The sequence below is a fragment of the Pseudarthrobacter sp. As-47 genome (genome assembly GCF_058215595.1).
The window spans coordinates 114,699-141,623 of the sequence record NZ_JBYZMU010000002.1; the positions used below are offsets into that span (position 1 = coordinate 114,699).

Consider the following 26,925-nt stretch of genomic DNA (forward strand, 5'->3'; position numbering starts at 1 on the left):
CGTAGACAAAAAGGGCCAGGGGGTCCGGAGCTCTGCGACGGCGCACCCTGGACCCAACAGCCGGCCGCGCCAGCGGACGCCCTTCAACTGGTTGAAGCGCAGCGAAAACCAGGGCGAGCCCAGCGAGCCTGCCCTTCCCCGACGGCAACAGGAAAGGCCGGCATATGGCCGGCCTTTCAACTGTTTCCTCTGCAAGGGAATCTGTGGTGCAGCGTCAATGCTGCTGGGGGTTACAGCTCGTAGTGGCGGTGGTCTTTCTTGGGCCGGTCTACCGGTCCGGTGGCGGGGCCTGCCGTGAGCAGGCTCAGTTCCAGGATGTCTTCAAGGGGGCTTGCGTCCGGGGAAACGGTATCGTCTTCGGTCATGCGGAAGTGATCGGCCACGCTCGGGACTCCTTGGCTGTACGGGCTGCGGTGTCCTTTCACAGTATCGGCAGTTCCTGCGCGCGGGCTGGAAGTCGCGCCGCCCGCGCAGCGTCTGACGCGGCCGGCGGAGCGCTAGCGGGGGAGGCCGCCGCGCACCTGGGGAGGATCCAAAAGGAGGGCCGGACCCCTTTTGTCGTGGAGCCCGGCCCTGTTGAAGCTAGCGCTTCAAACGGCGGTCATAGGCCTTTTTCGGATCCCGGGTGCAGTCCGCGATGAGGCCACGGTTGACCAGTTCGCCCAGCAGCTCCGCCAGCCGGAATCCGTCCACGTCCTCCAGCGCCAGCTTGAAATAGCGGGCCGCGAAGCTGGACCGTCCTTTGAGCCATTCCAGCCAGCCGATCAGGCACAGCATCGGGGCGCGCTGCCCTTCCGGTGTGGTTTTCATCAGCTCGAAGGCGACTTCCTGCGCGGTGTCCACGCGGGCCCAGTCCGGTCGGCTCAGGAACACACCGAGCATCACGGAGGTGAACTCCTCCGGGGCGTGGGGAACGATGTCACTCATCATGAAGTCCCGGATGGTGGGGTGCTGCAGCGCTCCCGCCAGTTGGTGCGCGGTGTCGGTGGTCAGGCTCTTGGGGTCGTCCAGCACCTTGGCCCATGCTGCGCGGCTTGCTTCGAGGTCTTCGGGCCAGCCGTCCGGTTTGTGCGCGGCGATCGCTTCCCGGGCGGTCTCGTCTCCGGTGAACGGTGCGGGTGCGGTGAATCCGGTGACGGCGCTCCCCCGGTAGATCAGAGCGGCGTTGCCGTTGCTGGTGGTGATGGTGTCCAGCGGCTGGGCCGGGCAGCAGCTGCTGTCGGTGCAGTGGTAGTTCCGCCACAGTTCGGAGGTCACCAGCCATGCGTCCTGCAGCGGCATTCCTGCGGTTTCCAGTTCAGTGCGCAGCGCCTCCACGTGCCCGGCATAGGGGCTGCCGCCGTCGGCGGACTTCTCGTCGGTGTAGATAACCAGCAGGCTGCCGGTGGCGGCCTCGTCGGCGGTCAGGTAGCTGACGATGGTCTGGGCGTAACCAACCGGGTCCTGCCCGAACGGGGCATCCACGCGCAGGGTCGCGCCGAGCTGCTTGCCCTGCATCGTCATGGCGACGACGGATTCTGTCGGGGTCTCGCCCAGCGTGTGCGGGATGAAGGCCAGGATGTCGGCGGGACCGGTGAATTTGATGAAGTCGTTCATGGTTTTTGTCCTTGCAGAGACGTGGGGTGTCGGGGCGATCTGTGGTGACCGGCCAGCTTCCCTCTCCCCCGGATTGTTTTTTGGTTGCTGGCAAGCTTGCTTGCTCGGCGGCCGACGGAGCCCTGTCTACCCGCAGGGCAAGGACCGGGAAATTCCCGGAGGAAATAAGCGAGGAACGAGCGCCGGAGGGAAATTCCCGGGCCGCAGGCCCCGACGAAGGAGGGGCTAGACGGGGCGGAGCGGACGCCTACAATCCGAAGGACAGCAACCAGAAAACGTCGTAGACAAAAAGGGCCAGGGGGTCCGGAGCTCTGCGACGGCGCACCCTGGACCCAACAGCCGGCCGCGCCAGCGGACGCCCTTCAACTGGTTGAAGCGCAGCGGAAACCAGGGCGAGCCCAGCGAGCCTGCCCTTCCACTCCCCTGCCCAGGGACAACCCAACGGCACCACAGCCCATGGCTTGCCGCCGGCGGCCGCCAACCGTGCACCTGGATACTGCGGGATCGGCGGTCCGCCGTCGGCGACCACCAACAAAGGCCGGCCACGACGGCGGACCGCCCGCGGTGACCGGCCCCCAAAGACCGGCCACCCCCGGGCCTATTCGCGCCGGTCGTGCAGCGGGACGGCTCCGTAGTGTCCGGCGGCGCGGCGGAACCGTGAGTCACTGCTGAAGATGAACGTGCCGCCGAACATGTACCACGGTGCGGGTTCGCCTTCCGGGGTGACCGGTTCGGCATGGATCACGGTTTCGCGGTGGAAGTGCTCGTTTTTGACGAGCCGGACGGCGGGCCGTTCCTCGGTGGCCTCGAAAACCGGGTCGATGCCCTCGCCAATGACGGTTACTTCCATGACGCGGGCGGAGATGCCCCGGTTGGAGAAGTCCGCGCCCAGGGCGTCGCGGTAGACGAGGGCGGTGATGCCCTTGGGGGCGGTGGTGTCGTTGCTCATGTGCTGGCTCCTTTGAAGTCGTGGGGGCTGTACTGCCCGGCCGCGAGCCGGGCAGTACAGCCGTTGTGAGTGCTGGTTAGGCGGCGTCCCGAACGGCGTAGGGCATCCGGTAGCGGCTGGGCAGTTCGGCGGCGGCGTCCGGCAGGTCTGCCGGGCCTTGGGCCTGTCCGTTCTTCCAGTGGTAGAACGCCTGTTCAGTGATCGCGTCCCACAGGCGGGCTTTGGTCCGGTAGTAGGTGACCGGGCATTATTCACTGGATGCATCAGCGGCGGAATGCGCCAGGGTGCGGACCGTAAACTTCGGGTCCGGCCGGTGCCCCGCTGCAGAGGGCGGGACACCGGGGCCGGTGGTGGTTAGCCGGCGTTCTGAATTACGTGTGGCTGCCGGTATTTGGCGGGCATGCCATCAAAGGTGCTGGGCAGGTCGTCCGGTCCTTGGGCCTGGCCGTTTTTCCAGTGGAAGAACGCCTGCTCGCTGACGGCGGTCCAGAATCTGGATTTTGTCCGATAAAACGTCGTGCGGACGTCGCCCTCGCAGTAGGTCGCCAAGCCGAACAGGTTGCCAATCTTATCGGCGGTGCGGATGCCTGCGACCATGACGTAGGGCCATTGCCCGAGGTCCCAGCCGTCGCAGCCCCAACTCGGAATCACGACCCAGCCGTGTTCGCTGATGACGTCCATCCACTCGTAGCCATCGTTCATGTGGTAATCCCCGAGTACGGGGACGTCATGGATGACTTCTTGGGTGTCGCCGGTGGTCACGGTCCTGGTGGTGACTGCGTTCATGTGGTGTTGCTCCTATGCCGAGGTGTTCGGTGGGCGGGGCGGCTCGGGTGAGTGGCCAGCTTTCCCCTCTCCCCCGTTGTTTTGGCTGCTGGCGAAGCTTGCGGAGCTGTGCCCGTGCAGGCCCGTCTACCCGCTAGGGCAAGAGCCGGAAAATCTTCGGAGGAAATAAGCGACGCAGGAGCGCCGGAGAAGACTTTTTCGGAGCGCAGGCCCCGACGAAGGAGGGGCTAGACGGGCTGGAGCGGGTACGTACAATCCGTCAGGACAGCAGCCAAAAAAGAAGAACGCTTTGGCAGCCCGAGCGAAGCGAGGTCCGGTTCTCGGTGCGGCGCAGCCGTCCCGAGCTGCCCCTTCGGAGGTTGGCCAGGCTGGTGCCCGGCCACTGGCATCGGCTTGCCCTGGCCGGTGCGCCGGCTCACGCGGTGTTGTTAGAGATCTGTCAGGCCTGTTCCGGCATCGTCCAGACAGGGGGAGCGTTTGCCGGCCGGTGACCCGGTTGAGCGCAGGCAGGTGCACTGCGGGCCTTTCACGGCCGGTAGTGATGCCCAGACAAAACGCTGCATCTTGTTGTAGGCCCCGAAGTCCAGGACGGCTCCGTCCAGTTTGGGTGCGAGGTCATGGCTGACGCTGACCTCCAGCCTTGCACCGTCAGCCCCGGGCAGTGCGCAGCGCAGGGGCTTGCGGGGCACGGTACGGGAGAAGTAGAGGCCTTGTTTCCGGCATCCGCCCGGGCCCAGGTAGCAGTGCAGCGTCCCGCCGAACACAGCGATCATTTCCAAGGCGGCATCGGTGAGGAAGAACGTGCCGTGGCCCGGGATGGCGGCCGAAGTCAGTTCGGATCCCCTGCTCTCGCTGCCTGCAGGCTTCCCCGCTCTCCGCTCGTGCAGGCGCTGGGTGGTCGTGGAACCGGCAGAAGTCCTGGGCGTCATCGTCATAATCCTTCCGTCTGGGTGTCCGCGGCGGCGATTCAAGGATAACCTTTATATGTGCGTAATCACGCACATACGCACTTAGAGGGGTTTCATGCTTTCGGTTTTGAAGGATGTGACGTACCGGCGGCTGTTCGCCGCGCAGATTGTCGCGTTGCTCGGCACGGGCTTGCTGACGGTGGCGCTGGGGCTGCTGGCGTTCGACCTGGCCGGTCGGGACGCGGGTGCGGTGCTGGGCACGGCGTTGACGATCAAGATGTTCGCGTACGTGGGTTTTGCACCGGTGATCAACGCGCTGGTGGCGAGGCTGCCGAAGAAGCCGGTCCTGATCGGCGCGGACCTGATCCGCGCCGGGATGGCGTTATGCCTGCCGTTCATTACGGAGACCTGGCAGATCTACGTGGTGATTTTCCTGCTCCAGTCCGCCTCGGCGACCTTCACCCCGGCATTCCAGTCGCTCATCCCGGCGGTCTTGACCGATGAGAAGGACTACACCCGGGCCTTGTCGCTATCCCGTCTGGCCTACGACATGGAAGCGCTGGCCAGCCCTGCCATTGCGGCGCTGCTGCTGACGGTGCTCAGCTACAACAACCTGTTCCTGGGCACCGTGGGCGGGTTCCTGTTCTCGGCACTGATGGTGGTGCTGACCGTCCTGCCGGCCACGGCGTCTGCCCAGCAGGGCGGGGCGTCATCCCTGTGGCACCGCACGACCCTCGGGGCCCGGATTTTTTGGCGGAACCGGCGGCTGCGGTCGCTGCTCGCGCTGAACCTGGTGGTGTCGGCGCCGACCGCGCTGGTGCTGGTCAATAGTGTCGTGATGGTCCGTGAGATCCTGCACCGCCCCGACACGGACCTTGCCCTGGCGCTTGCCAGCTTCGGTGTCGGATCCATGGTCGTGGCGCTGTCCGCTCCACGTGTTTTGGAGCGACTCGGAGAACGGGCGGTCATGCTGACCGGCGCGGCCGTCATCCCCGCGGCCCTGGCCGTGGCGACAGTGCTGCTGTTCCAGCCCGCTTCGGATGCGACCTGGTGGTCGCTGCTGGGACTATGGTTCGTGCTCGGTGCAGGGAACTCCACGATCCTTACCCCGTCGTCGCGGCTGCTTCGCGAGGCGTCGACCGAGGCAACTCGGCCGTACGTGTTCACGGCCCAGTTCTCCCTCTCCCACGCCTGCTACATCATCAGCTACCCGCTGGCCGGCATCGCCGGGGCAGCCGCGGGCCTGGGCCCGGCTTCGCTCGCGCTGCTGATTCTTGCGATGATAGGGGCGGCAGGAGCCTTCCTTTCCTGGCCCCGGCACAGCCCCGGACCCGTTGATCGTTTGGAGCATGCTGATGAGCAGCCAGCCGGACCACACCGCGGCCGCCGCGTCTGAGGAGCCCTCGCTCGTCCATGACGTCGCGGCCGGCCCGCTGCTGCTCGAAACAGCTGCCGGGACCTTGCGGATGCTCGCCGAACCCACCCGGCTGCATCTGCTCCTGCAGCTCACGGACGGCCCGAAGACCGTCACCGAGCTGACCGTAGCGACCGGGGCTCCGCGGACAGCGGTCAGCCAGCACCTGGCCAAGCTCCGGCTCAGCGGCCTGGTCGATACCCGCAAGGACGGCCAAAAGGTGATCTACTCCCTGCATGACGGGCACCTCGTCCGCCTGATCCGGGAAACCATCAACCACGCAGACCACCGCCTCACCGGCGAACCCACCCACGACTAAGCCAACACCAGACAGACACCCCGGCGGGGCGGCGGCAGGAAGGGACGATGATGCCAGCACAGGCACCCCTGACCCTGCCGCGCGCCCTGACCGTCGCGGGCCTGATCCTCGGGATCGCGGCCGCGGCACACACCGCCGGCGGCGGCCGCCTCCCCGCCACGCCGCTGCTCGTCTTGCTGGCCGCGCTGGTCATGCTCCCGGTCACCGTCCTGGCCCGGCGGAAGCTCGGCCTCGGCACGATCACCACCGCGCTGGGCACCGGGCAACTGGCCCTGCACGCCGCGTTCACGGCCTTTCCCAGCCCGGTCGAGCATTGCACTGCGGCGGGGATCGCCGCCCACGGACACCACCAGTCCGCCACCTTTCCTGGCTGCCTCACCGCGACCGGAACCATGGCCGCGCACGTCACGGGGGTCCTTCCAGGACCGGTCATGACCGGCGCGCACATCCTCGCGGTCGCCGCGACCGCGCTGCTGCTGGCACACGGCGAAACAATGCTCTGGCGGATGCTGGACTGGCTGGCTCCCCGAAGCTTCGCACTCCACCTGCCCGTGCTGCCGCATTGGACGACGCCGGCACCGCCTGCAGGGTTGGTGATCCCGCGACTGCACCCATGCCTGCGGATCCCGGCCCTGCGCGGCCCGCCCACCGCTTCTTCCAGGGCCGTGGCGGCTTTCGCCGCCTGACGGGCCCTGCCGGCTTTGACCCTTTTGATTTCCTTTGCCTGACAGTGCCGACCTGTGCCGCAGGCTGTCCCGAAAGGACACTCCAGTTATGACGTTTTCACTCCGCCGCGCCCGCGTGGCCGCCGCACTCACCGCCGCCGTTGCCCTGACCGCTCTGGCCGGTACTGGCCCCGCGCAGGCACACGACGCCTTGGCTTCCACCAGTCCCTCCGACGGGCAGACCATCACCGAGAACCCGGGCAAGGTCTCCATCACCCTCACTAATGCCCCGGACACCGGGCTCCCTGGCTCGAACAGCATCGAAGTCACCGCACCCGACGGGCACGTCGTCAGCAGTGGAGACGTCACCGCAGACGGGGCCACCCTGAGCATCGCCGCGGACATCGACCACGAGGGAAAGCACACGGTCGCGTGGCGGGCCGTGTCCGCTGACGGGCACCCCATTGATGGCACCTTCGCTTTCACCTATGCCCCCGCCGCTGGGGAGGGTCACACCGAGTCCGCCGTAGCAGCAACGACGGCCGCAGCCCCGGCATCAGCGGCCCCGTCCGCGGAAACGGCGGCCGCGACGCCCGCGTCCGCCCAGAGCGGTGATAACACCGGCCTGATCATCGGGGCCGGCGCCGTGCTGCTGATCCTCGTTGCCGCGGGCGCCTACCTCATCGGCCGCCGAACCAAGGCCAACGCCAGCAGCGCCGACTGACCCCGCAACCGATCACAGGGCCCGCCCGGAACACTTCCGGGCGGGCCCTGTCCCCCTACCCGCATCGCCCCGAAGGCTTCCTTTGCCCCCAGCCCTGCGTCACTGCTTCAGTAGAGGAAAACGTCAACGACGAGGGCCGCAACGGCGCCGAGCAGGGTCAGAATCACCACCCTGCGGCCCGCGGCAGCCCGCAGCGGACCCAGACCGAGGACCACTGCCAGGGCAGCCACAGCAAAAACACCCGAACCGGCATCCTGCCAGCTGACCGGAAACACCGGCAGCGGTGCGTCGACGAAAAACTGCGGCGCGTTCACGGCCCGCAGGATGGCGTTCCAGGCGAACGGACCCGCAAACGCACCTACCGCCACGGCGGCCAGCGTGACGGGGCGCCTTTCCCGGCCCACAAGAACCACCAACGCCAGAGCAGCAACTGCCGACAGCGCCGCCCCGTAAAAGATTGTTGCCCAAGCCAGCACCGCTGCCCCCTCGCAAAACCACTCCGGCCTGCAGTGTCTCACAACCGGGCAACAGGCACCCACTGCCCGCAGCTACTTCTGAAGTTGCGTTTAATGCATCATTAGTGACTTTCATGCTTCAATGATGCCTAAAGTATGTGGATTGGAGTCTTGATTGTTCGTTCGTTTGGGGCAGAAGTGCTCCCCTTAAACGTGGTTCCGTTGGATCCGATGGAGGCTGTCTTTCAAGGGATGCTCGCCGGGTGGGAACGACAGCGGCTGAGCCGGGGCCTGAATGGGGTGGCAACCCGGAGCAACGTCGCGTTGGTGAAGCGCTTTGCGAGGTTCACGGGTGAGTATCCGTGGACATGGCAGCCCGGTGACGTTGAGGACTTCACGGTCTCGCTGCTCAACCGGGCTGAGCCGGCATCGCACTCTACGCTTCGGGGCTATCACGGGGTGATTCGAGGGTTCTGCGCCTTCATCACCGATGCACGGTATGACTGGCCCGAGGTATGCCAGGAGCGCTTTGGCGCCCATCCTGTCCAGATCTGCCATGACTGGAACACCCGTCATCACGTCGCTGAGTTTGAGGCCCGCCCGGCGAAGCGGGCCTTGACCTTCGATGAGGCCGATGCGTTTTTCGCCCACGCAGACCTCAAGGTTGAGCGAATCCTCGCGGCCGGGAAGAAGGGAGCTCTCGGGGCGCTGCGGGACGCGCAGTTCTTCAAGACCGTTTACGCGTTCGGTCTTCGCCGGCGGGAGGCGTGCATGCTGGACCTGGCCGACCTGCGGTCAAACCCGAACAACCCGGAGTGGGGCAGTTACGGCAGCCTCCACGTCCGCCACGCCAAGGCCAACAAGGGAGGGCCGCCGCGCCGCCGGACCGTGCTGGCCGTGCCCGAGTTCGCTTGGGCAGTGGAAGGCCTGCGGCAATGGATCGAAGAGGGGCGCCCGAAATTCCGCCCGGGAAGCGCCAGCCCGGTCTGGATGACCGAGCGTCGTTCACGCTTGTCGGTGAGGCACTCCGATGAGAAATTCGCGCTCCTGCGCGACGAGATCGGCCTGGATCCGAAACTGACCCTGCACAGCCTGCGGCATTCCTATGTCACTCATCTGATTGAATACGGTTACCCGGAACGGTTCGTCCAGGAACAGGTGGGCCACTCCTACGCCTCATCCACGGCGGTCTACACGGACGTCAGCGATGACTACAAGAACCGGATCCTCGCCAAAGCCTTGGCCCGGGTCCGCCACCCCCGACAGCAAGGCCAGCAGCAATGACCAACGCCTACGTGATCTCCTGGAACATCCGCCAACTTATGGCCGCCAAGGGCCTCTACCAGACCACCGATCTGGTGCCGTTGATGGCCGAACACGGTGTCTCGCTCTCCCGCGAGCAGGTCTACCGGCTTGTCACCTCAACCCCGTCCCGGCTCAACCTGGAAGTCCTCGCAGCATTCTGCGACATCCTGGGCTGCACCCCCAACGACCTGATCACCTTCACCCGGGCAGCGGCCCTATCCCCGACCGAGCGCACCGCCTCCGGTGAAACCGCCGAGACCAGCGGACTGCAGCCTATCGGGGACCTTCGCCCCGTTCCGGCCCGGATCCGCCGCCCCGGCGACTGAAAACCCTGAAGACCCCGCTGCTGCAGATCCTGGCGAACCTTCCCGGTCCTCTCAGCAAGGCGGGGACCACCGCCCTCGATGCCTGGATCACCGCCAACGCCGCCTCCTCACGGGCCGAGAGCATCCTTCGCAAGTACGTCCAACAAGTGCCCGGCTTCGCATCCAGCGGCGACCCCTTCATGCCGCGGCTCGCCCAACGCCTGCTCACGGAACTGCAATCAAGCGGGATCGATGGAATCGTGCAGCCCCGGTGCATGGCATGCGGGGAGGAACGGCTGCTCGTCAAAACCCTGCCCGATGGCAGGCGCGTCTGCGCCCGCTGCGAAAGACGACTCATCGTGCACGCCTGCGGCGTCTGCGACAAGGAAACGATCATCATCGCCCGACCCGACGGGGTCGCGCATTGCAGGCCCTGCTGGCGGAAAAACCCCGCCTCATTCAAGCAATGTTCCCGCTGCGGCGCGATGGGGGAGATCGAAAAGCGCACGGCTGACGGGCCGCTCTGTTACCGCTGCGCCCCCGGCACCGTCCTCACCTGCCACAGTTGCGGGACGTTCTCCCGCATCGCCGCGCACCTGCTCGGCGGACCCCAATGCCGCTCATGCTTCCGCCGGATCAAAAGCACCGCCATCCGCTGCCCCGGCTGCGCGAACATGCGGATCATCGCCTACCTCGGGCCGGGCAACAACCCCTGCTGCGCCTCGTGCGCAGGGGTCCGGCCCCGCTACGCATGCGCAGACTGCGGCGGCGAGGAGAACCTGCACGGAAAACACTGCTACACCTGTGTCGCCCGACGCAGAACCCTTGAACTCATCACAGACCGCCACGGCGTCATCAATACCGCGTTCGAACCCGTCCGGCAGAACCTGCTGCAACGGCCCAAAATGACCGCCGTAGTCCAGGTCGCACACAACAGACCCGCTACTGAGCTGATCCGCGCCCTCGTCAACAACGACGTCCCCCTTGAACACGACACCCTGGACCAATGGCCCCGACCAAAATCCGCCGAGTACGTCCGGAGTCTTCTGACCGACACCGGCTTACTGCCGACCCGGGACGAGAACCTGCACCTCTTCGACACCTGGGCCAGAAAATTCCTCGAGTCACTGCCCCCAGCGACGCGGAACATCCTCGAGCCATACCTGCGCTGGAACGTCGGACGGAACCTGCGCATCAAGGCCCGTCGCCAACCCCTGACCCGCAACGCCCAGCACTACGGACGCGACAAACTCACAACAGCGGCCCGATATCTCGAACACCTCACAGCCTCCGGCCTGAACCTTTCCGAAGCGAACCAAACACACCTCGAAACCTGTATCGTCCAAAATCCCAGCCAGCGCCTGCGCACACATCTACCGGCATTCCTTGCATGGGCGCACACCAACGCACTGATTCCCAAACTCACCATCAACCGCGTCAGGAGCGACACCCGGGGATCCATGATGACCGAAGCCGACTACCACCAGGTCGTGCACCAGCTCGAAACAGACACCACCATCCCGCCGAAAATTCGCATCGCAGGACTGTTCGTAGGCCTTTACGCCCAGCGCCTCACACACATCGCAGCACTGACCAACGCCAAGATCACCAGTAACAGCACACAAACACGGCTATGGTTCGGGTCATCACACATCCTGGCCGAACCCGTCCTGGCGGACCTGATCCACCACTACCAGCAAGAAACCCAGCGCCATACTCCCAACGCCACAGGATGGCTCTTTCCCTCCCGCAATGCCGGACAACACCTCAGTTCCTCTGCCCTGACCCGCGGCCTGTCCCGAATCGGGATAGACACCCGGCAACTGCGGGGCGCAGCGCTGACCAACCTGGCCGGGCAACTGCCCATCCAGCCCCTATGCGATCTCACCGGGCTCGGCATCGAAGCCGCCGTCAGCTGGGCCGACATCGCCGCCCGGTCCTGGAACGCCTACCCCCAACTACGCAGCGAGAACTATTCGAATAGCGCACGGATCGAATAACGCACCTGCACCAGTACGTTCGTACGTCGCCTTCGCAGTAGGTGGCCATGCCGAACAGGTTCCCGATCTCATCGGCGGTACGGATCCCGGCGACCATGACATAGGGCCACTGGCCCAGGTCCCAGCCGTCACACCCCCAGCTGGGGATCACGACCCAGCCGTGTTCGCTGATGACGTCCATCCAGTCGTAGCCGTCGTTCATGTGGTAATCGACGAGCACGGGCACATCGTGGACCGTTTCGCCGGTGTCGACGGTGGTCACGGTCCTCTTAGTGACTGCGTTCATGTGGTGTTGCTCCTTTTTTGCCGAAAGGGTTGGTGGGTGGGGCGGATCAGGTGACCGGCCAGCTTCCCTTTCCCCCCATTGTTTTTTGGCTGCTGGCGAAGCTTGCGGAGCTGTGCCCGTGCAGGCCCGTCTACCCGCAGGGCAAGACCCGGAAAATCTTCGGAGGAAATAAGCGACGAAGGAGCGCCGAAGAAGACTTTTGCGGGGCGCAGGCCCCGGAGGAACGGAGGGGCTAGAGGGGCCGGAACGGGCACGTACAATCCGAAGGACAGCAGCCAAAAAACGTCGTAGACACACAGGGCCAGGGGGTCCGGAGCTCTGCGACGGCACGCCCTGGACCCAACAGCCGGCCGCGCCAGCGGACGCCCTTCAACTGGTTGGAGCGCAGCGCAAACCAGGGCGAGCCCAGCGAGCCTGCACTTGTCCCTACGAAGTCGGACCTCTCAGGTAGCTTGCAGGGCATGGTCTTGAAGTCATGCGGATATTGCAAGGAAATGGTCGATCTCAGCGCTGGACCTCATATTCATGACCCCAAGAAATGCAAAAAGTGTGGGGAACTGCTGCCGGCAGATGCTTTCGCCCGCTGGCCCTCCAGCGCTGACGGCCGCCGGCATGTCTGCAGCCAGTGCGTCACCGATGAATCTGCGACAGCCAGGGTTCATCGGGTTATCGAAAAGGACAAGCAGTTCCGCGATGAGAAGGAAAAGCTCAAAGAGCATCGCTACCGTTGGGTGCGGCGGGTCGTTCAGCCTGGACCGGATCCTGCCTTTCGCTGGTCATTGCTGGATCCGCAGGGGCATGAGGTAACAAAGGAACAGGCCCTGCGGGATATCGAGATTGCGGAAAACCCGGAGCCCGACGACTACCCGATTTACTAAGAGGAGATTTAGCTTTGGGACTGCGCAAATTTTTTGGTCGGCGACGGACATCAGCTGCGACTGAGTCCTTCCCTGCGGCCTCGGCCACGGAGACTGAGCGACCGCCGCTGACGCCGGCCCAGCTGGCGGACTTGGAAGAGGCTTGGGTTGAGCTCCGACAGGCTTCCCAGGAAGCCGGCGTGACGTCATTTCGAGCTTGTACGCGTGACGGCAGCCGCTGGGAGGACAACCCGGAGTCCGTGCGGGCCATGACGTGCATGATCAAGGGAACGCAGAAGTACACAGCCGAAGGTCCGAAGGACGTGTAGGGACTGGAGGGTCAAACCCTGCCCTTTGTCAGACCCCTCCCCCATGATGAAAAGGATGGCGGCCGCTGCTGGCCGCCATCTTTTGGCGTGTCTATTCGAATATATATTCTAAGGTTGTGGTATGTCCTCCGAAGACTTCGCTGCAGCGCTCCACGCGCAGTACGCGCGGCGGTCCGGCCCGATCGGGCTGACCGTGGAAGAGCTCGATTTTGAGCACTTCCCGGCCAAGAACGGGTACCCGGGAATCCCGGTGAAGGCGTGGATCCGGTTCCCGAACTGCGCAGAGCTGGTGGACGGCGAAGTGTTCGCCTGGACAGCGAAAGCAGCCGAAGTGACGTGGAAAGACGGGCCGGTCACGTACCGGACCTGGGTGTGGAGTTCGGCGGTCACCCGCCGGGAAGAAATGATGAACAGGAATTTGGGAGAGCGAACCCGTGGCAAGAACAGCAAGTGACAAACCCTTGGACGTGCCGGTGCAGGTCCGATTTACGGCGGCCGGCACTCCCCTGGCCGTCAGGTATGACGGCAAGATCTGGGCCGTGGCCGCCGAGCCCGTGCGCTGGTTTACCCGCGCCGACTGGTGGCACACCACCAAACGGGCCCCGGTTGGCTGCGGGGACCTGGTCAGCATCGAGCACTGGCAGGCCCAGGTGAGGCTGACCTCGACCTCGGCGCTGCGCACATTCGAGCTGCGCCGAGACCCACTGTCCGAGGAATGGCTGCTGGCAGTCATCACGGACGAAGGAGCGGCCGCCGCATAAGCCCGGCAGAGTTGGCGGCGGTAGCGTGGTTGTCATGACTGAGGTGGCCTGGAACCCTGCCTCAATCGGGAGCCACATCCATCGTCGGAGCCGTTCCGCGCGCGTCATCTGGTTTATCTCGGGCTAGTATTGCGGAAAGCCGAGCTTGGGAACCAACTCGTATTTAGGCAGCAAAATCAAGGGGGCACTGTGGTACGTACTCCCGCTGTCCCCGTAAATGGCAGCGCCCTAATTTGGGCCCGGCAACATGTTGGCTTGGATATCCATAGTGTGGCTGATCGTCTTCAAGTAAGGCCTGAAAGGGTCGACCACTGGGAACGCAACCTAGAGCCTCCTTCTCTGGCTCGTTTGCGCCAGGTTGCTGACTTATACGGGCAAACCATCGCGTTCTTTATGCGGCCGACACTGCCGGAGGTAGACGGCGCCTCCCGCCCTCCTGATTTTCGAGGACAAGGGGCAACGACCCCCAGCCTTGCTCTTATGCGCGAGATGGATCGTGCTCTCCACCGGCGCAAGGTATTCCTGGAACTCGGATCCCCTGCAGATTTCGCCCTTGATGACTTTGTTTTCGACAGCCCGGAAGAAGCGGGCGAGCGGCTCCGCGCACGTCTTGCCATTTCGGACGATTACGCGTCCACGGACAGCGGCAAAGCCCTCAAGCAGTGGATCACGCTGGTAGAAAACCTGGGAGTCCTCGTCTTCCAAATGAGCAGAGTAGAACCTCGGGAATGCCAGGGGCTTTCCCTGTTCTACAGTCCCATGCCGATAGTGATCCTCAACGGCGCCGACGATGCCAATGTCCGCAGCTTCACCCTCTTTCATGAACTGGGCCATATCCTGCACCGCTCAGGAGCTCTTTGCGAGCTCGAAGGTGACAACGAAGTTGAAAGGGAATGCAATGCATTCGCAGCTTCCTTCCTGTTGCCCCGAGCACCTTTCCTCCGCAAAATGGGTCAGGCCAAGGATCCGCTGACCCTGCTTGGTGCAACCGCTCAACATTTTGGTGTCAGTTGGTCGGCAGTAGCCGTACGACTCAGGACCTTGGGCCTCATCACACAACAACAGTTGGACAACCAACTCCAGATCGCTGCACGCGTGGCAGCAGAAAATTTGGAGCGGCGACGCGAAAAGGCTCGCGCCAGCAAGGGTGGACCACCACACCATGTCCTAAAACTTCGCAATCTTGGTCCTCGGTACGTTGAATCTGTTCTAGACGCCTTTCACGAAAACCGAATTTCCGCCACTGATGCTTCTTACTTTCTGGAGTCCAAGCAAGGCGTGATCGCCAAAATGGAGCGCGAGCTCATAAAAGGAGTCACCTCCGAATGACCGCGCCTGCATACTGCTTCGATGCCAATATCATCATCGATCTCAACCGGCATAGCCCCCGAGACGTCTGGGAAGTCACCTGGGGCGCGCTTGAGGCGTTGATCGAGGACGGGCGGGCTGTCATGCCTCGCGACGTTTATCGCGAACTGGAACGCTGGGACGACGCCTGTGCCCCGTGGGCGAAATCAGTGGCAGACTTCGTTGTAGAGACAACATCAGAAGAACTGGCTGTAGTTGCCGAGCTTTCAGCACGATACCCAGAATGGGTGAGTGGACAGCAGAACGCTGCTGATCCATTCGTTATTGCTGCCGCTCACTGCCGGTCGCTTTCCATCGTTACCCACGAAACCGCTAAGGGTGCGGGATTCACCCAGGCCAACATGAAAATTCCTAACGCCGCAGCCGGTTACGGCGTCGAATGCATGCGGTTTGTGGACGTCGCCCGGCGTGAAGGATGGATTTTCCGCTAGGCACCCGAGAGGCCGTGAGAGGCACGCCGTGCAGGCTCAGATCCCTCTGTTGTAAAACGCGGCACATCCCAAAACGGTGCCCTCCACAAGCCATACCAAATCAGGCTGCATTTTCAACCGTCATGATGATGACTTTGCGTACGCCCTACACGAAGGAAAATTCTGCGGATTTTCTTAGGGACTTTTTAGATCCGTCCGGTCCTTTTGTCGGGATTACGTCCTTTGTTCCTATCAACACCGTGATGACAGCTTTTGTCGACCGGCTGTTCATCGGGAGTTAAGGGGAAGTGCCTACGGTGAGCGTGTCGTGCTGAGCGTGGCTGTTTCAGACATGGTGCGGTAACCATTGCCGCGCTCAGCATCGGCAACATATTTCTCGACGAAGAGCCTGTTCCGGTGCGGACGCCAGTCCCCTTATCCGTTCCGGAAGACGGGCCAGACACTTGTTGGATTACCGATTGTTGGTGCGGCCTTGATGCGGTCGACGCGGGCTTTCCGTCGAGTCCCTGTTTCTCCGTGGAAGGACCACTCCAGTGAGCATCGCTTCAAAATTCCCCAACCTCCCCATGCTTGGCCACGTCCGTGGCAAGCGCAGCGCTGTCACTTGTGCGCTGAAGTGCGATAACGCCTGCGCTGCAGCGGTGTGCAACACCTCTGAGAACAACTACCTCCGCGACATCGTCTCGGCCGAACTTTCGCGCCGCAGCATGCTCGGGGTCGGCGCTGTGGGCGCCATGACCCTGCTCCTGGGCGGCACGGCCACCAAGGCAACAGCCGGCCCGGGTCTGTCCCCGGCCGCAAAGCTCAGTGGCAGCCTGCCGTTCTCCGCCATCGCCCCTGTCCCTTACACGGTCGATGAGTTCACCGTCCCGGAGGGTTACTCCTGGGAGCCGCTGATCAAGTGGGGCGACCCGATCTTCAAGAAGGCCCCGGCCTTCGACATCAACAACCAGAGCGCCGAGTCCCAGGCCCTGCAGTTCGGCTACAACTGCGACTACGTGGACATCTTGCCCCTCGATGACAGGAACAAGCGCGCCGTCCTCGTAGCAAACCACGAGTACACCAACGAAAACATCATGGTCCCGACAGGAACTGACCCCAAGGTCGTCCGCGGCATAGGCATGAACGGCCACGGCATGTCCGTTGTGGAGCTCAAGCGCAGCGGCGAAGGAACGCCCTGGAAGTACATCCAGAACAGCGACCTGAACCGCCGCATCACCATGCACACACCGTTCACCCTGACCGGACCCGCCGCAGGCTCGGCACTGGTCCGCACCGCAGCGGACCCCTCCGGCCGCACCGTACTCGGAACGCTGAACAACTGCGCCGGCGGCACCACCCCGTGGGGCACGGTTCTGTCCGGTGAAGAGAACTTCCAGGGCTACTTCAAGGTCGGCACCCCTACGGCCGAGCAGCGCCGTTACGGCATCACCAGCCCCAACCCCGCACGCGGCTGGCACCTGGACGAACCCCGCTTTGATTCAGCCGTTGCCGGTTACGAGAACGAATCAAACCGTTTTGGTTACATCGCCGAGGTCGATCCCATGGATCCAACCTCAACCCCGGTCAAGCACACCGCCATGGGCCGCTTCAAGCACGAAGGCGCGAACGTCACGATCGCCCCTGATGGCCGGGTTGTGGCCTACATGGGTGATGACGAGCGCTTCGAATACCTCTACAAGTTCGTCTCACGGGACCGCTACATCGAGGGCAACCGGAAACATAACAAGACCCTGCTGGCCAACGGTGACCTGTTCGTCGCCCGCTTCACCGGCAACTCCGAGGCCGAAATCAACGGAACCGGCGCCCTCCCCAAGGACGGCGCGTTCGACGGATCCGGTGAGTGGCTGCCGCTTACCCGCAACGGCCAGAGCGTCATCCCGGGAATGAGCATCGAACAGGTCCTGGTATTCACCCGCCTCGCAGCTGACAAGGCCGGCGCTACCAAGATGGACCGCCCTGAGGACGTCGAGCCCAGCCCGGTCACCGGCAAGGTCTACCTCGCCTGCACCAACAACACCGACCGCGGCAAGCCCGGTAAAGCCGCGCCGAACGAGGCCAACCCGCGGACGGAAAACCGCGACGGGCACATCATCGAAATTGTCGAGTCGGGAAACAACCCATCGGCGACCAGCTTCAAATGGAGCTTGTTCATGGTCTGCGGTGACCCCGCACAGGGTGACGTCACGTACTTCAGCGGCTACCCGGTGGATCAGGTTTCACCAATTTCCTGCCCGGACAACGTCGCATTCGACACGGCCGGCAACCTGTGGATTTCCACCGACGGCGCGCCCTCGGGCATCGGCTACAACGATGGCCTGTTCAAGGTCACCCTTGACGGGCAGGACCGCGGAAAGGTCGAGCAGTTCCTGTCGGTCCCGCGGGACGCCGAAACCTGCGGCCCGATCATCAAGGATGACGAAGGCATGGTCTTCGTCGCCGTGCAGCACCCGGGCGAGGACGGCACATGGGGGGCGCAGAACTCGCTGTTCCCCTATGACGGAACGCCCGCCCCGCGCCCGTCCGTGGTGCAGGTCTACCGCGGCAAAAAGGGCCCGAACAACTAACTAAAGAAACGGCACCGGCTGTAGCGCAAAGGCTCCCTGGAAGGTCCGGGGAGCCTTTGCCGTCCCGCGTGGTGAGGATTCCAGACCACGGGCCGGTAGTGCGGTTTAGGATGCGGCCTTAGCTGGCTGCCATTCGCCCGAGACCAGGTAGTTGACCTTGCGGGCGACGGATACACCGTGGTCGGCGAAGCGTTCGAAGTACCGGCTGGCCAGGGCGACGTCTACGGTCCGGGAGCCCGGTTCGTTCCAATCTTCTGCAGCTACGGCGGTGAAGACGCCGGCGTGGAGTTCGTTGACGCGGGTGTTGTGGATCAGGATCTGTTGGGCCAATTCAAGGTCCCGCTCGGCCAGCAGGTGCGTGACTTTCCCCGCAATAACCTGGTCCAGCTCAGAGAATTCCCGGAATGTGGGGGTGAGCCGTTCCGGTATGGCCGCGTCCGGGTACCGCATCCGGGCAAGCTGGGCGACGTGGCGTGCAAGGTCGCCCATGCGTTCCAGGGACGCGCTCATCCGCAGGGACGCCACGATGGTGCGGAGGTCGCTGGCGACCGGGCTTTGCAGGGCGAGGATCTCGATCGCGCGTTCGTCCAAGTCGTTCTGGAGGAAGTCGATGCGCGCGTCATTGGAGATGACTTCCTGTGCGAGTTCCAGATCAACCGTATGCAGCGCAGTGCTTGCCTTTTCGATTGCTTCACGGACCAGGACGGACATCTCAACGAGCTGTTCACCGATGTGGTGAAGCTCGGCCTGAAAAACCTTGCGCACGGAAACGTACCTTCCAACAGGACGGAGACACCCAGCTGTGTCTGTCGTCACAACCAATTATGCCACCGCAGCCCGCCAGGAAACCGCAGCCGGTTGTTTTCCTCAGGCCGGGGCAACGGTTTTCAGGACATAGCCGATGCCGCGGACCGCGACCGGCTTCGTCGGTCCTTTCAGTTTTTGCCGGAGCCGGTTCATGTGGACTTTGACAGTGTCGGTCCGTACTTCTTCCTCGACAGCGCCCCAGACATCCGTTTTGAGTTGTTCCAGTGTCACGGCCTGTCCCTGGGCCAGGAGCAGGACACGCAGCAGTTCGAACTCCCGCAGCGTCAGGGTCACCGGGGTGCCGGCATCGGTGACTTCGAACGCCGCGGGCCGCATGAGCAGTGACCCGTAAGCCAGTTCCTCGCTGGTGGGCCACGGGTTCATGCTTCTGTCCGCCAGGGCAGTGAATACCGGTGAGGACAAAACATCTTCGTACCTGCCCACCACACCGTCGGCGTCCGGCGCCTTTGGCCCCTCAGATTTGACCTGCAGGACGGGGCAACGAGGACCCGCGTCCCCGTTGTTTGGGCCGGTGTCTTCGGCGATCGCCGCTGCGAGTGTCTGTGCGGGGAGGTCGGGCAGGGCAGTTTCGATGACCACGGCGTCGGGGGCGAGTCTTCCGTAGGAAATCAGCGCGGCGGCGCCCGAATGTACGAGGTGGGTCCTGATGCCAAGGCCCCGGCAGGCAGCGACAAGGACCTCGGCGCCTTCTGCGTCGGGTGCTGCGATCAGGAGGACGGGCTGGTTTTGTTCCCAGAAGGGGGCGACGCGGACTATGCGGAGGTCCTTGTCGGCTTCCTCTGGTGTTTCGTTCTGCATGGGTCCATGATCGCTGATGGGGGTGTCACGCAAGACAGAGCGGGCGTTCATCTTCTGTTCATCTTTCTTGATCAGGCTGTTAAGGAACGATGGCTACCTTGAATGCTGGCAGCTGTTTGTTGCCCGGCGGTGGATACCGCACGTTCAGCATTCCGGCAGTCCGCATCAACTGCCGGGTACACCGGAGGATCTAAGTGAACTTCAAGCGATCAAGCGCTGCTTTCGCGGCACTGGCGGCAAGCACCCTGCTGCTGACGGCCTGTGGCAGCGACAACAACGCCGGCACTCAGCCCGCTGGAACCGGATCGGCGGCTGCGTCCGACATCCAGTGCGGCGGCAAGGAAGCCCTGAAGGCCAGCGGCTCCACAGCCCAGGCCAACGCCATGACCCGCTTCGTCACCGCTTTCGAAGCTGCTTGCGATGGACAGACCCTGAACTACACCTCCAACGGCTCCGGCGCCGGCGTCACCGAATTCATCGGTGGCCAGACCGACATCGGCGGCTCCGATTCTCCCCTGAGCGCCAAGAAGGAAGAGCCGGCCAAGGCAGCAGAGCGTTGCGGCTCCCCCGCATGGAACCTCCCCGTCGTCTTCGGTCCCCTGGCCGTGACCTACAACGTCGAGGGCGTGGACAAGCTCGCCCTGGATGGCAAGACCGTTGCCAACATCTTCAACGGCACGATCAAAACCTGGAACGACCCGGCCATTGCCGCCCTGAACCCGGGCGTGACCCTGCCCGCTGAGAACATCAACGTGATCTACCGCTCTGACGAGTCCGGCACCACCGATAACTTCCAGCAGTACCTCGACGCCGCCTCGGACGGCGCCTGGGGCAAGGGCGCAGGCAAGACCTTCGCCGGCGGCGTTGGTGAAGGTGCCAAGGGCAACGAAGGCACCTCCGCAGCCGTGAAGGGCACCGCCGGTTCCATCACCTACAACGAATGGTCCTTCGCCAAGAGCCAGGACCTGTCCGTGGCTGAAATCATCACCTCCGCTGACTCCACCCCGGTTGAAATCACCACCGAGACGGTGGGCAAGACCATCGCCGGAGCGAAGATCAAGGGCGAAGGCAACGACCTGGTCCTGGACACCAGCTCCTTCTACAAGCCGACCGAAGCCGGCGCCTACCCGATCGTTCTGGCGACCTACGAAATCGTCTGCTCCAAGTACAAGGACGCTGAGACCGCTACCGCCGTCAAGGCATTCCTGACCTCCACCATCGGCAAGGGCCAGGAAGGCCTGACCGACAACGGATACATCCCCGTCCCGGACGCCTTCAAGGAAAAGCTGAAGACGGCCATCACCGCCATCTCCTAGGACACACAATTTATGTCGTCTCCACGACCTGAGGTGACCGAACCTTCGGCCCCGCGCAGCAGCGCGGGGCCGAAGGCCGCCGCACCTAACCAGACACCCGGCAACTCCCCCGCCCCCGAACCCGGGCCCGGCTCTTCCGCGGCTCCCGTGTTCAAGCACGGCAGCGTTGTCGGTGACCGGATTTTCCGTGGAATCAGTACGGCAGCCGGTCTTTCCGTCATCGCCGTGATCGTTCTGATCGCGGTGTTCCTCCTGGTCCGGGCGATCCCTTCGCTGCAGGCCAACACCGTTAACTTCTTCTTCAGCAGCGAGTTCAACACTACCGACGCGGACAACCTCGCCTTCGGTATCCGGGACCTGTTCATCGTCACGGTCCTCAGCTCCGCGTTCGCTCTTGTCCTGGCCGTGCCGGTAGCAGTGGGCATCGCGATCTTCCTCACCCAGTACGCACCCCGGCGCCTCGCGCACTGGTTCGGCAACCTCGTTGACCTCCTCGCCGCGGTGCCCTCCATCGTGTTCGGCCTCTGGGGCATTTTCGTCCTCGCCCCTTGGCTCGAACCGGCCGCGAAGGCCCTGAACGCATCCCTGGGATGGTTCCCGTTGTTCGCCACCGGTAACGTCTCCCTCAACGGCGGCGGCACGATCTTCACCGCCGGCATCGTCCTGGCAGTCATGATCCTGCCGATCATCACCGCCATCACCCGTGAGGTCTACAAGCAGACCCCCGGCGGTCACATCGAAGCGGCCCAAGCCCTCGGCGCGACCAAATGGGAGGTCGTGAAAATGACCGTCCTGCCGTTCGGCCGCAGCGGCACGATCGCCGCCGCGATGCTCGGACTTGGCCGCGCCCTCGGTGAAACCGTCGCCGTGCTGATCATCCTCCGCGCCTCCGCCCAGGCAGCGAGCTTCACCCTCTTCGACGGCGGCTATACCTTCGCGTCCAAGATCGCCTCGGCAGCGGCTGAATTCAGCGCACCCCTGCCCACCGGTGCCTACATCGCAGCCGGTTTCGTGCTGTTCGCCCTCACGTTCGTCGTCAACGCCCTCGCACGCTCCGTGGTTGGAAAGAAGGTCAACGGATGAGCCGCCTTACCAACATCACCGGCCGCAAAGAGCCCGAGCTGCGCCCCTTCCCCACCGAAGAAGATCTCAAGGCCAAGCGGGCATTCCGCCCGATCAGCCGGTCCCGGCAGGTGACGGACAAGTTCGTCGCCGGCATCGTCACCCTGGCGTTCCTCATCGCCCTGGTCCCGCTTTTGTGGGTGCTGTGGACCGTGGTGTCCAGGGGCTTCCCCGCCATCCTGAGCAGCGACTGGTGGCTGCGGTCCCTGCAGGGCGTATTGCCCGAAGAGTTCGCAGGCGGCATCTACCATGCCCTCTACGGCACGCTCGTCCAGGCGCTCATGGCCGCGGTCATCTCGGTTCCCCTGGGCCTGCTGATCGCCATTTACCTGGTCGAATACGGCCGCGGACAGCTGGCAAAGCTGGTGACGCAGATGGTGGACATCATGTCCGGCATCCCCTCCATCGTCGCGGCCCTGTTCGTCTTCAGCCTCTGGGTCGGGACGTTCGGCCAGCCCCAGAGCGCCTTCGCCGTCTCCCTTGCCCTGGTCCTGCTCATGCTGCCCGTCGTGGTCCGCAACACCGAGGAAATGCTCCGGCTTGTCCCGGATGAACTCCGCGAAGCGTCCTACGCCCTGGGTGTGCCGAAGTGGATCACCATCCTGCGGATCGTGCTCCCCTCGGCAATGTCAGGGATCATCAGCGGCATCATCCTGGCCCTGGCCCGCGTGATAGGCGAAACTGCCCCGGTCCTGGTCCTCGTCGGCTACAGCCGCTCGATCAACTTCAACATCTTCGACGGCAACATGGCCTCCCTGCCGCTGCTGCTCTACACAGAGCTCATCAACCCCGAGCCCGCCGGCCAGCTCCGGGTCTGGGGCGCTGCCCTGACGCTGATCATCCTAATCGCCATCCTGAACATCATTGCCACCGTGGTCTCCCGCCTCGTGGCGCCCAAAAAATCGTAGTCTGCAAGGAAATCTCCCATGGCAAAGCGCCTTGATATTAAAGATCTCAACGTCTACTACGGCGACTTCCACGCCGTTGACTCCGTCACCATGTCTGTGGAACCCCGCAGCGTCACCGCCCTCATCGGGCCCTCGGGCTGCGGCAAGTCCACCGTCCTGCGGACCCTGAACCGCATGCACGAAGTCATTCCCGGAGCCACCGTCAAAGGCCACGTCCTGCTCGACGGTGCAGACATCTACGCCCCCGACATCAGCCCGGTCTCGGTCCGGCGCACGATCGGCATGGTCTTCCAGCGGCCAAACCCCTTTCCCACCATGTCCATCCGGGACAACGTCGTTGCGGGCCTGCGCCTGCAGGGTGAGAAGAACAAGGCGAAGCTGAACGAGGTCGCCGAACAGTCACTCCGCGGCGCGAACCTCTGGACAGAGGTCAAGGACCGACTGGACAAGCCCGGCGGCGGCCTCTCCGGCGGCCAGCAGCAGCGTTTGTGCATTGCCCGTTCCATTGCGGTGGAACCGGACGTGCTGCTGATGGATGAGCCTTGCTCAGCCCTGGACCCCATCTCCACCCTGGCGATCGAGGACCTGATCACGGAGTTGAAAGAGAAATACACGATCGTGATCGTGACCCACAACATGCAGCAGGCAGCCCGCGTCAGCGACCAGACCGCGTTCTTCAACCTGGCCGGCGTCGGAAAGCCCGGGCGCATGGTGGAAATAGACCACACCGAGAAAATCTTCAGCAACCCCACGCAGAAGGCGACCGAAGACTACATCTCGGGACGATTCGGATAAGAAACGACCGGCGAAGCGGTGAATGGACAATGACTACAGTGACAGAAAAGACCAGCCAGGGACGGCTGTATACCGGGGACAATTCTGTGCTGGTGGCAGGACCGATCACCATCGATCTGGAACGGCACGAAGCCCGCCTAAACGGCGACGAAGTGCACTTCACCCACCGCGAACTGCTGCTGTTGGCCTTTCTGGTCCAGAAGGGCGGGGTAGTCGTGAGCACGGACGAGATCAGCCAGGAAATCTGGGGCAAGGCCACCAACACCAACACCATCTCAGTCCATATCAAGCGGATCCGACAGAAACTCGGCGATGACTCCCAGCACGGCGACGTCATCCGTACCGTCCGCGGTGTTGGATACAGGCTCAGCCCTCCGCTCTGCCCCTGACCCCTGACCCCTGACCCGGACCCCTGCCCCAGGACCTGCAACCGGACGTTGGGGCGGGAAGCAGGTGCCGGAACAGGACTTATTAGGAACGCTAACGGGGAAACATATGAACCCTTGGGACGGACTAATTCCTGATCCTGACCAGGCCGGGCCCCTGATTCTCGGTGTTCCGTGGCCTGTGCCGCCGGCCCTCGTCAGGACCGCCGCAGGACTGGCGGCAGCACTGGAAGTGCATCTGCTCTGTGCCTTTGTTGATCCCGCCAGCTACCTGACCGAATGGGAACCCGCATCGGCACTGCCGGCAGCATCGCTGGACCCCGCAACCAATGACGAAGCCCTCTACCCTGCCGCTGCGGTCCGTGACCGCCTGAAGGAAATCCTGGGCGACGGCCGCCAGGACTGGACCCTGAGGGTCCTCAACGGCGACGTCAGCTCGGCGTTGACAAGGCTGGCTGAGAGCACGGGAGCCAGCATGTTCATCATCGGCAGCGGCCGCGAAGGACTGGTACCCCGGGTAAGCCGGCTACTGGAGGGCTCGGTGTCCGCCCGGCTGCTCAGGCTGCAGAGCAGGCCAGTGGTGGTCGTGCCCGACCACCGGACGCGATCACGCAAACACGCCGACGGGCACCACCACACCGGCGCCTGAGAAATCCTTCAACGCGCCCGGACCTGATCCTATTCGGGATGCCTTCGCCAAGAAAACATACGCCCGTCATGTGGCGGCAACCTTGGCCGCCCATCCTGTAAGCCAGAAGAGATGTCGTAAGGAGACACTGGTGCAAGACACAGAGGCGCTCATCAGCACCTGCGCTGACCTGCTGCCAGGGGATGAAATCAGCGCGACCTTCAAAGGAACCCTTGTGCACCGCGGCCGCGTGACAGAAACCGCCCCAGACCACGGCCTGTTCTGGATAATGGACGACCTCACTGGAGGTCGCCGCCTGCTCGACATGGCCGAACTGCAAATAATGCGCACCCAGGGGGCACAAACAGGGACTCCCACCGCTGCCTGAAACGCAAACCACCCCACCCAGGCCACGACGAGGTGCCCCGGTTGTTTGGGCCTAGAGGCCCGTGATGGCCGCCGCTGCCCGTTCCAGCGCCCCTGGCACCAGGGAGTAGTAGGCCCAGGTCCCGCGCTTCTGACGATGCAGCAACCCGGCATCCACCAGGATTTTCAAGTGGTGTGAAACTGTCGGCTGGCCCAGGTCCAGCGGCTCGGTGAGGTCACACACGCAGGACTCCCCCGTGTCGCAGGCCTTGACGATGGACAGCAGGCGAAGCCGGTTCGGGTCGGCCAGGGCCTTCAGCAGCGTCGCACGCTTCTTCGCCTCAACGGCGCCCAGGGCAGCCTCCCCCGCGGGGGCGCAGCACTCCTCGGTCACGGGTTGTTCGTGAAGATGAGTGACGGCCATGGTTCCATTATGCACATAAATTGACAATCATCGATATGGCTGGGAATACTTCGTATATCGACGTACATCAATCATTAGGGAGAACTGTGACCACGCAGACCGCCAACCCGCCGGAGACCGCCGTCATCGGCAGGCTCTCCACCCTCGACAGATTCCTTCCGGTCTGGATCGTTGCGGCGATGCTCCTGGGCCTCGCGCTGGGAAGCCTGATCCCCGGCCTGAACACCGCGCTGGAGGCCGTCAAGATCGGCGAGGTCTCCCTGCCGATCGCCATCGGCCTGCTGGTGATGATGTACCCGGTACTGGCCAAGGTCCGCTACGACCAGGCGCACCGGGTGATCGGTGACAAAAAGCTTATGATTTCCTCGCTGGTGATCAACTGGGTCCTGGCCCCGGCGTTTATGTTCGTCTTGGCCTGGATTTTCCTGGCGGATCTGCCCGAGTACCGCACGGGCCTGATCATCGTCGGACTGGCCCGCTGCATTGCCATGGTGATGATCTGGAACGACCTCGCCTGCGGTGACCGTGAATCCGCCGCGGTACTGGTGGCCATCAACTCCGTCTTCCAGGTCATCGCTTTCGGGGCCCTGGGCTGGTTCTACCTTCAGTTCCTGCCGTCCTGGCTGGGCCTGCCCACCACCAGCGCCGACTTCTCCTTCTGGGCGATCACGCTCTCGGTGCTGATCTTCCTCGGCATCCCGCTGCTCGCCGGCTTCCTTACCCGCACCATCGGTGAGAAGGCCAAAGGCCGTGACTGGTACGAGGGCACCTTCCTTCCCAAGATCGGCCCCTGGGCACTCTACGGACTGCTGTTCACCATCACCCTGCTGTTCGCCCTCCAGGGCGGCACCATCACCTCAAAGCCACTCGATGTGGTCAGGATCGCGCTGCCGCTGCTGGTCTACTTCGTAGTGGTCTTCGCCGCCGGCATGCTGATCGGTAAATGGCTGGACCTTGGCTACGCCAAAACCACCACCCTCGCGTTCACGGCCGCAGGCAACAACTTCGAACTGGCCATCGCAGTGGCGATCGGAACCTTCGGAGTCACCTCCGGCCAGGCCCTGGCCGGCGTCGTCGGCCCCCTGATTGAAGTGCCTGCTCTGGTTGCGCTGGTGTATGCGGCGCTCTGGGCGCGCAAGCGCTTCTTTCCCTTGGAATCAGCCTCTCAGGCGGCGCCGGCAGTGAAGTAGGCGAACTGCTTCAGTGAAGTGAGCGAACTGCTCAAGCCCCGAGCCCTCGAACATGTCATCCAGTTCGAGGGCTCGGTGCATAAGGGCCCAGGGTCTACCCTGCCGTTGCCAACGTCCTCGATTCCCCGCTTTGACACAG

Annotated in this window: 31 protein-coding genes and 1 pseudogene; 23 read left to right on the forward strand and 9 right to left on the reverse strand. The window is 63.7% G+C overall.

All coding sequences use genetic code 11. The features are described from left to right. Window positions 1–230 precede the first annotated feature (230 nt). The 5 genes from AC4BCK_RS21535 to AC4BCK_RS21555 form a co-directional block, all read right to left on the reverse strand. Entirely contained in the window at window positions 231–383 is a 153-nt protein-coding gene (locus AC4BCK_RS21535; RefSeq protein WP_490566978.1) for a hypothetical protein, read from the reverse strand. 199 nt (window positions 384–582) lie between these two features. After that, window positions 583–1,596, reverse strand: coding sequence for a DUF4192 domain-containing protein (locus tag AC4BCK_RS21540; protein WP_490566979.1), 1,014 nt, complete (start codon window positions 1,594–1,596; stop codon window positions 583–585). A gap of 598 nt (window positions 1,597–2,194) precedes the next feature. Then, the gene (locus tag AC4BCK_RS21545; protein WP_490566980.1) at window positions 2,195–2,545 is read right to left on the reverse strand and encodes a hypothetical protein; all 351 of its coding nucleotides are present in this window, start codon (window positions 2,543–2,545) and stop codon (window positions 2,195–2,197) included. Window positions 2,546–2,899: 354 nt separating this feature from the next. Beyond that, window positions 2,900–3,331, reverse strand: coding sequence for a hypothetical protein (locus AC4BCK_RS21550; RefSeq protein ID WP_237429477.1), 432 nt, complete (start codon window positions 3,329–3,331; stop codon window positions 2,900–2,902). 428 nt (window positions 3,332–3,759) lie between these two features. After that, window positions 3,760–4,260: a peptidase gene (locus AC4BCK_RS21555; protein WP_237429476.1), complete on the reverse strand. Its 501-nt coding sequence runs from the start codon at window positions 4,258–4,260 to the stop codon at window positions 3,760–3,762. A gap of 94 nt (window positions 4,261–4,354) precedes the next feature. Between AC4BCK_RS21555 and AC4BCK_RS21560 the strand changes: the two genes are divergently transcribed. The 4 genes from AC4BCK_RS21560 (at window position 4,355) to AC4BCK_RS21575 (ending at window position 7,361) form a co-directional block, all read left to right on the forward strand. After that, complete coding sequence (locus AC4BCK_RS21560; protein ID WP_237429475.1) at window positions 4,355–5,635, forward strand: MFS transporter; 1,281 nt, start codon at window positions 4,355–4,357, stop codon at window positions 5,633–5,635. Further along, on the forward strand, window positions 5,595–5,972 hold the full coding sequence (locus AC4BCK_RS21565) for an ArsR/SmtB family transcription factor (RefSeq protein WP_237429474.1): 378 nt from the start codon (window positions 5,595–5,597) through the stop codon (window positions 5,970–5,972). Before AC4BCK_RS21560 ends, AC4BCK_RS21565 begins: the two co-directional genes overlap by 41 nt. A gap of 47 nt (window positions 5,973–6,019) precedes the next feature. Next, a complete protein-coding gene (locus AC4BCK_RS21570; protein WP_237429473.1) occupies window positions 6,020–6,658 on the forward strand; it encodes a hypothetical protein in 639 nt (212 codons plus the stop codon). Between the two features lie 88 nt (window positions 6,659–6,746). Further along, window positions 6,747–7,361 (forward strand): copper resistance CopC family protein, encoded by a 615-nt coding sequence (locus AC4BCK_RS21575; RefSeq protein ID WP_237429472.1) that lies wholly within the window; start codon window positions 6,747–6,749, stop codon window positions 7,359–7,361. A gap of 107 nt (window positions 7,362–7,468) precedes the next feature. Here the strand turns inward: AC4BCK_RS21575 and AC4BCK_RS21580 are convergent, their stop codons facing one another. Beyond that, the gene (locus AC4BCK_RS21580) at window positions 7,469–7,837 is read right to left on the reverse strand and encodes a hypothetical protein (RefSeq protein WP_237429471.1); all 369 of its coding nucleotides are present in this window, start codon (window positions 7,835–7,837) and stop codon (window positions 7,469–7,471) included. Between the two features lie 279 nt (window positions 7,838–8,116). Between AC4BCK_RS21580 and AC4BCK_RS21585 the strand changes: the two genes are divergently transcribed. The 11 genes and pseudogenes from AC4BCK_RS21585 to AC4BCK_RS21635 all read left to right on the forward strand — a co-directional run bounded on the left by AC4BCK_RS21585 (window position 8,117) and on the right by AC4BCK_RS21635 (window position 18,025). Beyond that, complete coding sequence (locus tag AC4BCK_RS21585; protein WP_237429470.1) at window positions 8,117–9,100, forward strand: tyrosine-type recombinase/integrase; 984 nt, start codon at window positions 8,117–8,119, stop codon at window positions 9,098–9,100. After that, window positions 9,097–9,447 (forward strand): helix-turn-helix domain-containing protein, encoded by a 351-nt coding sequence (locus AC4BCK_RS21590; protein WP_237429469.1) that lies wholly within the window; start codon window positions 9,097–9,099, stop codon window positions 9,445–9,447. The genes AC4BCK_RS21585 and AC4BCK_RS21590 overlap by 4 nt, the downstream gene beginning before the upstream one ends. 146 nt (window positions 9,448–9,593) lie before the next feature. Next, window positions 9,594–11,426, forward strand: a complete 1,833-nt coding sequence (locus tag AC4BCK_RS21595; RefSeq protein WP_490566981.1) for a hypothetical protein — start codon at window positions 9,594–9,596, stop codon at window positions 11,424–11,426. A 780-nt stretch (window positions 11,427–12,206) separates the two neighbouring features. Further along, window positions 12,207–12,590, forward strand: a complete 384-nt coding sequence (locus tag AC4BCK_RS21600) for a hypothetical protein (protein ID WP_490566982.1) — start codon at window positions 12,207–12,209, stop codon at window positions 12,588–12,590. A gap of 179 nt (window positions 12,591–12,769) precedes the next feature. Then, the gene (locus tag AC4BCK_RS21605; protein WP_490566983.1) at window positions 12,770–12,898 is read left to right on the forward strand and encodes a hypothetical protein; all 129 of its coding nucleotides are present in this window, start codon (window positions 12,770–12,772) and stop codon (window positions 12,896–12,898) included. Between the two features lie 121 nt (window positions 12,899–13,019). Next, entirely contained in the window at window positions 13,020–13,352 is a 333-nt protein-coding gene (locus AC4BCK_RS21610; RefSeq protein ID WP_490566984.1) for a hypothetical protein, read from the forward strand. Then, the gene (locus tag AC4BCK_RS21615; RefSeq protein WP_490566985.1) at window positions 13,333–13,659 is read left to right on the forward strand and encodes a hypothetical protein; all 327 of its coding nucleotides are present in this window, start codon (window positions 13,333–13,335) and stop codon (window positions 13,657–13,659) included. Before AC4BCK_RS21610 ends, AC4BCK_RS21615 begins: the two co-directional genes overlap by 20 nt. A 270-nt stretch (window positions 13,660–13,929) precedes the next feature. Next, window positions 13,930–13,989, forward strand: a pseudogene (locus AC4BCK_RS21620) (hypothetical protein); the annotation flags it as partial. Between the two features lie 150 nt (window positions 13,990–14,139). Next, complete coding sequence (locus AC4BCK_RS21625) at window positions 14,140–14,988, forward strand: ImmA/IrrE family metallo-endopeptidase (RefSeq protein WP_490567081.1); 849 nt, start codon at window positions 14,140–14,142, stop codon at window positions 14,986–14,988. Then, complete coding sequence (locus AC4BCK_RS21630; protein WP_490566986.1) at window positions 14,985–15,458, forward strand: DUF4411 family protein; 474 nt, start codon at window positions 14,985–14,987, stop codon at window positions 15,456–15,458. Before AC4BCK_RS21625 ends, AC4BCK_RS21630 begins: the two co-directional genes overlap by 4 nt. Window positions 15,459–16,024: 566 nt before the next feature. Further along, window positions 16,025–18,025 carry a PhoX family protein gene (locus AC4BCK_RS21635; protein ID WP_490567082.1) on the forward strand — a complete coding sequence of 667 codons (2,001 nt, stop codon included), beginning with the start codon at window positions 16,025–16,027 and terminating at the stop codon, window positions 18,023–18,025. 105 nt (window positions 18,026–18,130) lie between these two features. Here AC4BCK_RS21635 and phoU read toward each other — a convergent pair whose 3' ends face one another. Further along, window positions 18,131–18,790, reverse strand: coding sequence for a phosphate signaling complex protein PhoU (phoU, locus tag AC4BCK_RS21640; protein ID WP_490566987.1), 660 nt, complete (start codon window positions 18,788–18,790; stop codon window positions 18,131–18,133). Between the two features lie 102 nt (window positions 18,791–18,892). Next, window positions 18,893–19,651, reverse strand: coding sequence for a winged helix-turn-helix transcriptional regulator (locus AC4BCK_RS21645; protein ID WP_490566988.1), 759 nt, complete (start codon window positions 19,649–19,651; stop codon window positions 18,893–18,895). 194 nt (window positions 19,652–19,845) lie between these two features. Between AC4BCK_RS21645 and pstS the strand changes: the two genes are divergently transcribed. The 7 genes from pstS to AC4BCK_RS21680 all read left to right on the forward strand — a co-directional run bounded on the left by pstS (window position 19,846) and on the right by AC4BCK_RS21680 (window position 25,194). Further along, window positions 19,846–20,967 (forward strand): phosphate ABC transporter substrate-binding protein PstS, encoded by a 1,122-nt coding sequence (gene pstS / locus AC4BCK_RS21650; RefSeq protein ID WP_490566989.1) that lies wholly within the window; start codon window positions 19,846–19,848, stop codon window positions 20,965–20,967. A gap of 12 nt (window positions 20,968–20,979) precedes the next feature. Then, window positions 20,980–22,050 (forward strand): phosphate ABC transporter permease subunit PstC, encoded by a 1,071-nt coding sequence (gene pstC / locus AC4BCK_RS21655; RefSeq protein WP_490566990.1) that lies wholly within the window; start codon window positions 20,980–20,982, stop codon window positions 22,048–22,050. Next, the gene (pstA, locus tag AC4BCK_RS21660) at window positions 22,047–22,997 is read left to right on the forward strand and encodes a phosphate ABC transporter permease PstA (protein WP_490566991.1); all 951 of its coding nucleotides are present in this window, start codon (window positions 22,047–22,049) and stop codon (window positions 22,995–22,997) included. The genes pstC and pstA overlap by 4 nt, the downstream gene beginning before the upstream one ends. Before the next feature lie 18 nt (window positions 22,998–23,015). Beyond that, complete coding sequence (pstB, locus tag AC4BCK_RS21665; RefSeq protein ID WP_490566992.1) at window positions 23,016–23,792, forward strand: phosphate ABC transporter ATP-binding protein PstB; 777 nt, start codon at window positions 23,016–23,018, stop codon at window positions 23,790–23,792. A 38-nt stretch (window positions 23,793–23,830) separates the two neighbouring features. Next, window positions 23,831–24,181, forward strand: a complete 351-nt coding sequence (locus tag AC4BCK_RS21670; RefSeq protein WP_490566993.1) for a winged helix-turn-helix domain-containing protein — start codon at window positions 23,831–23,833, stop codon at window positions 24,179–24,181. A 106-nt stretch (window positions 24,182–24,287) separates the two neighbouring features. Continuing rightward, a complete protein-coding gene (locus tag AC4BCK_RS21675) occupies window positions 24,288–24,827 on the forward strand; it encodes a universal stress protein (RefSeq protein WP_490566994.1) in 540 nt (179 codons plus the stop codon). Between the two features lie 130 nt (window positions 24,828–24,957). Beyond that, the gene (locus AC4BCK_RS21680) at window positions 24,958–25,194 is read left to right on the forward strand and encodes a hypothetical protein (protein ID WP_490566995.1); all 237 of its coding nucleotides are present in this window, start codon (window positions 24,958–24,960) and stop codon (window positions 25,192–25,194) included. Window positions 25,195–25,245: 51 nt separating this feature from the next. Here the strand turns inward: AC4BCK_RS21680 and AC4BCK_RS21685 are convergent, their stop codons facing one another. Then, window positions 25,246–25,596, reverse strand: a complete 351-nt coding sequence (locus AC4BCK_RS21685) for an ArsR/SmtB family transcription factor (protein ID WP_490566996.1) — start codon at window positions 25,594–25,596, stop codon at window positions 25,246–25,248. A 179-nt stretch (window positions 25,597–25,775) separates the two neighbouring features. Here AC4BCK_RS21685 and arsB point away from each other — a divergent pair, with 179 nt between their 5' ends. Further along, on the forward strand, window positions 25,776–26,786 hold the full coding sequence (gene arsB, locus AC4BCK_RS21690) for an ACR3 family arsenite efflux transporter (protein ID WP_490567083.1): 1,011 nt from the start codon (window positions 25,776–25,778) through the stop codon (window positions 26,784–26,786). Window positions 26,787–26,925: the final 139 nt, after the last annotated feature.

What these genes read in the sequence shown, in the direction of transcription:
- AC4BCK_RS21545 (WP_490566980.1), bottom strand. Translation starts at nt 2,545, where the DNA reads ATGAGCAACGACACCACCGCCCCCAAGGGCATCACCGCCCTCGTCTAC.
- AC4BCK_RS21540 (WP_490566979.1), bottom strand. Translation starts at nt 1,596, where the DNA reads ATGAACGACTTCATCAAATTCACCGGTCCCGCCGACATCCTGGCCTTC.
- AC4BCK_RS21590 (WP_237429469.1), top strand. Translation starts at nt 9,097, where the DNA reads ATGACCAACGCCTACGTGATCTCCTGGAACATCCGCCAACTTATGGCC.
- AC4BCK_RS21600 (WP_490566982.1), top strand. Translation starts at nt 12,207, where the DNA reads ATGGTCGATCTCAGCGCTGGACCTCATATTCATGACCCCAAGAAATGC.
- arsB (WP_490567083.1), top strand. Translation starts at nt 25,776, where the DNA reads ATGCTCCTGGGCCTCGCGCTGGGAAGCCTGATCCCCGGCCTGAACACC.
- pstB (WP_490566992.1), top strand. Translation starts at nt 23,016, where the DNA reads ATGGCAAAGCGCCTTGATATTAAAGATCTCAACGTCTACTACGGCGAC.
- AC4BCK_RS21635 (WP_490567082.1), top strand. Translation starts at nt 16,025, where the DNA reads ATGCTTGGCCACGTCCGTGGCAAGCGCAGCGCTGTCACTTGTGCGCTG.
- AC4BCK_RS21550 (WP_237429477.1), bottom strand. Translation starts at nt 3,331, where the DNA reads ATGAACGCAGTCACCACCAGGACCGTGACCACCGGCGACACCCAAGAA.
- AC4BCK_RS21575 (WP_237429472.1), top strand. Translation starts at nt 6,747, where the DNA reads ATGACGTTTTCACTCCGCCGCGCCCGCGTGGCCGCCGCACTCACCGCC.
- pstA (WP_490566991.1), top strand. Translation starts at nt 22,047, where the DNA reads ATGAGCCGCCTTACCAACATCACCGGCCGCAAAGAGCCCGAGCTGCGC.
- AC4BCK_RS21625 (WP_490567081.1), top strand. Translation starts at nt 14,140, where the DNA reads ATGCGCGAGATGGATCGTGCTCTCCACCGGCGCAAGGTATTCCTGGAA.
- AC4BCK_RS21570 (WP_237429473.1), top strand. Translation starts at nt 6,020, where the DNA reads ATGATGCCAGCACAGGCACCCCTGACCCTGCCGCGCGCCCTGACCGTC.
- AC4BCK_RS21675 (WP_490566994.1), top strand. Translation starts at nt 24,288, where the DNA reads ATGAACCCTTGGGACGGACTAATTCCTGATCCTGACCAGGCCGGGCCC.
- AC4BCK_RS21560 (WP_237429475.1), top strand. Translation starts at nt 4,355, where the DNA reads ATGCTTTCGGTTTTGAAGGATGTGACGTACCGGCGGCTGTTCGCCGCG.
- AC4BCK_RS21645 (WP_490566988.1), bottom strand. Translation starts at nt 19,651, where the DNA reads ATGCAGAACGAAACACCAGAGGAAGCCGACAAGGACCTCCGCATAGTC.
- AC4BCK_RS21555 (WP_237429476.1), bottom strand. Translation starts at nt 4,260, where the DNA reads ATGACGCCCAGGACTTCTGCCGGTTCCACGACCACCCAGCGCCTGCAC.
- AC4BCK_RS21565 (WP_237429474.1), top strand. Translation starts at nt 5,595, where the DNA reads ATGAGCAGCCAGCCGGACCACACCGCGGCCGCCGCGTCTGAGGAGCCC.
- pstC (WP_490566990.1), top strand. Translation starts at nt 20,980, where the DNA reads ATGTCGTCTCCACGACCTGAGGTGACCGAACCTTCGGCCCCGCGCAGC.
- AC4BCK_RS21630 (WP_490566986.1), top strand. Translation starts at nt 14,985, where the DNA reads ATGACCGCGCCTGCATACTGCTTCGATGCCAATATCATCATCGATCTC.
- AC4BCK_RS21685 (WP_490566996.1), bottom strand. Translation starts at nt 25,596, where the DNA reads ATGGCCGTCACTCATCTTCACGAACAACCCGTGACCGAGGAGTGCTGC.
- AC4BCK_RS21610 (WP_490566984.1), top strand. Translation starts at nt 13,020, where the DNA reads ATGTCCTCCGAAGACTTCGCTGCAGCGCTCCACGCGCAGTACGCGCGG.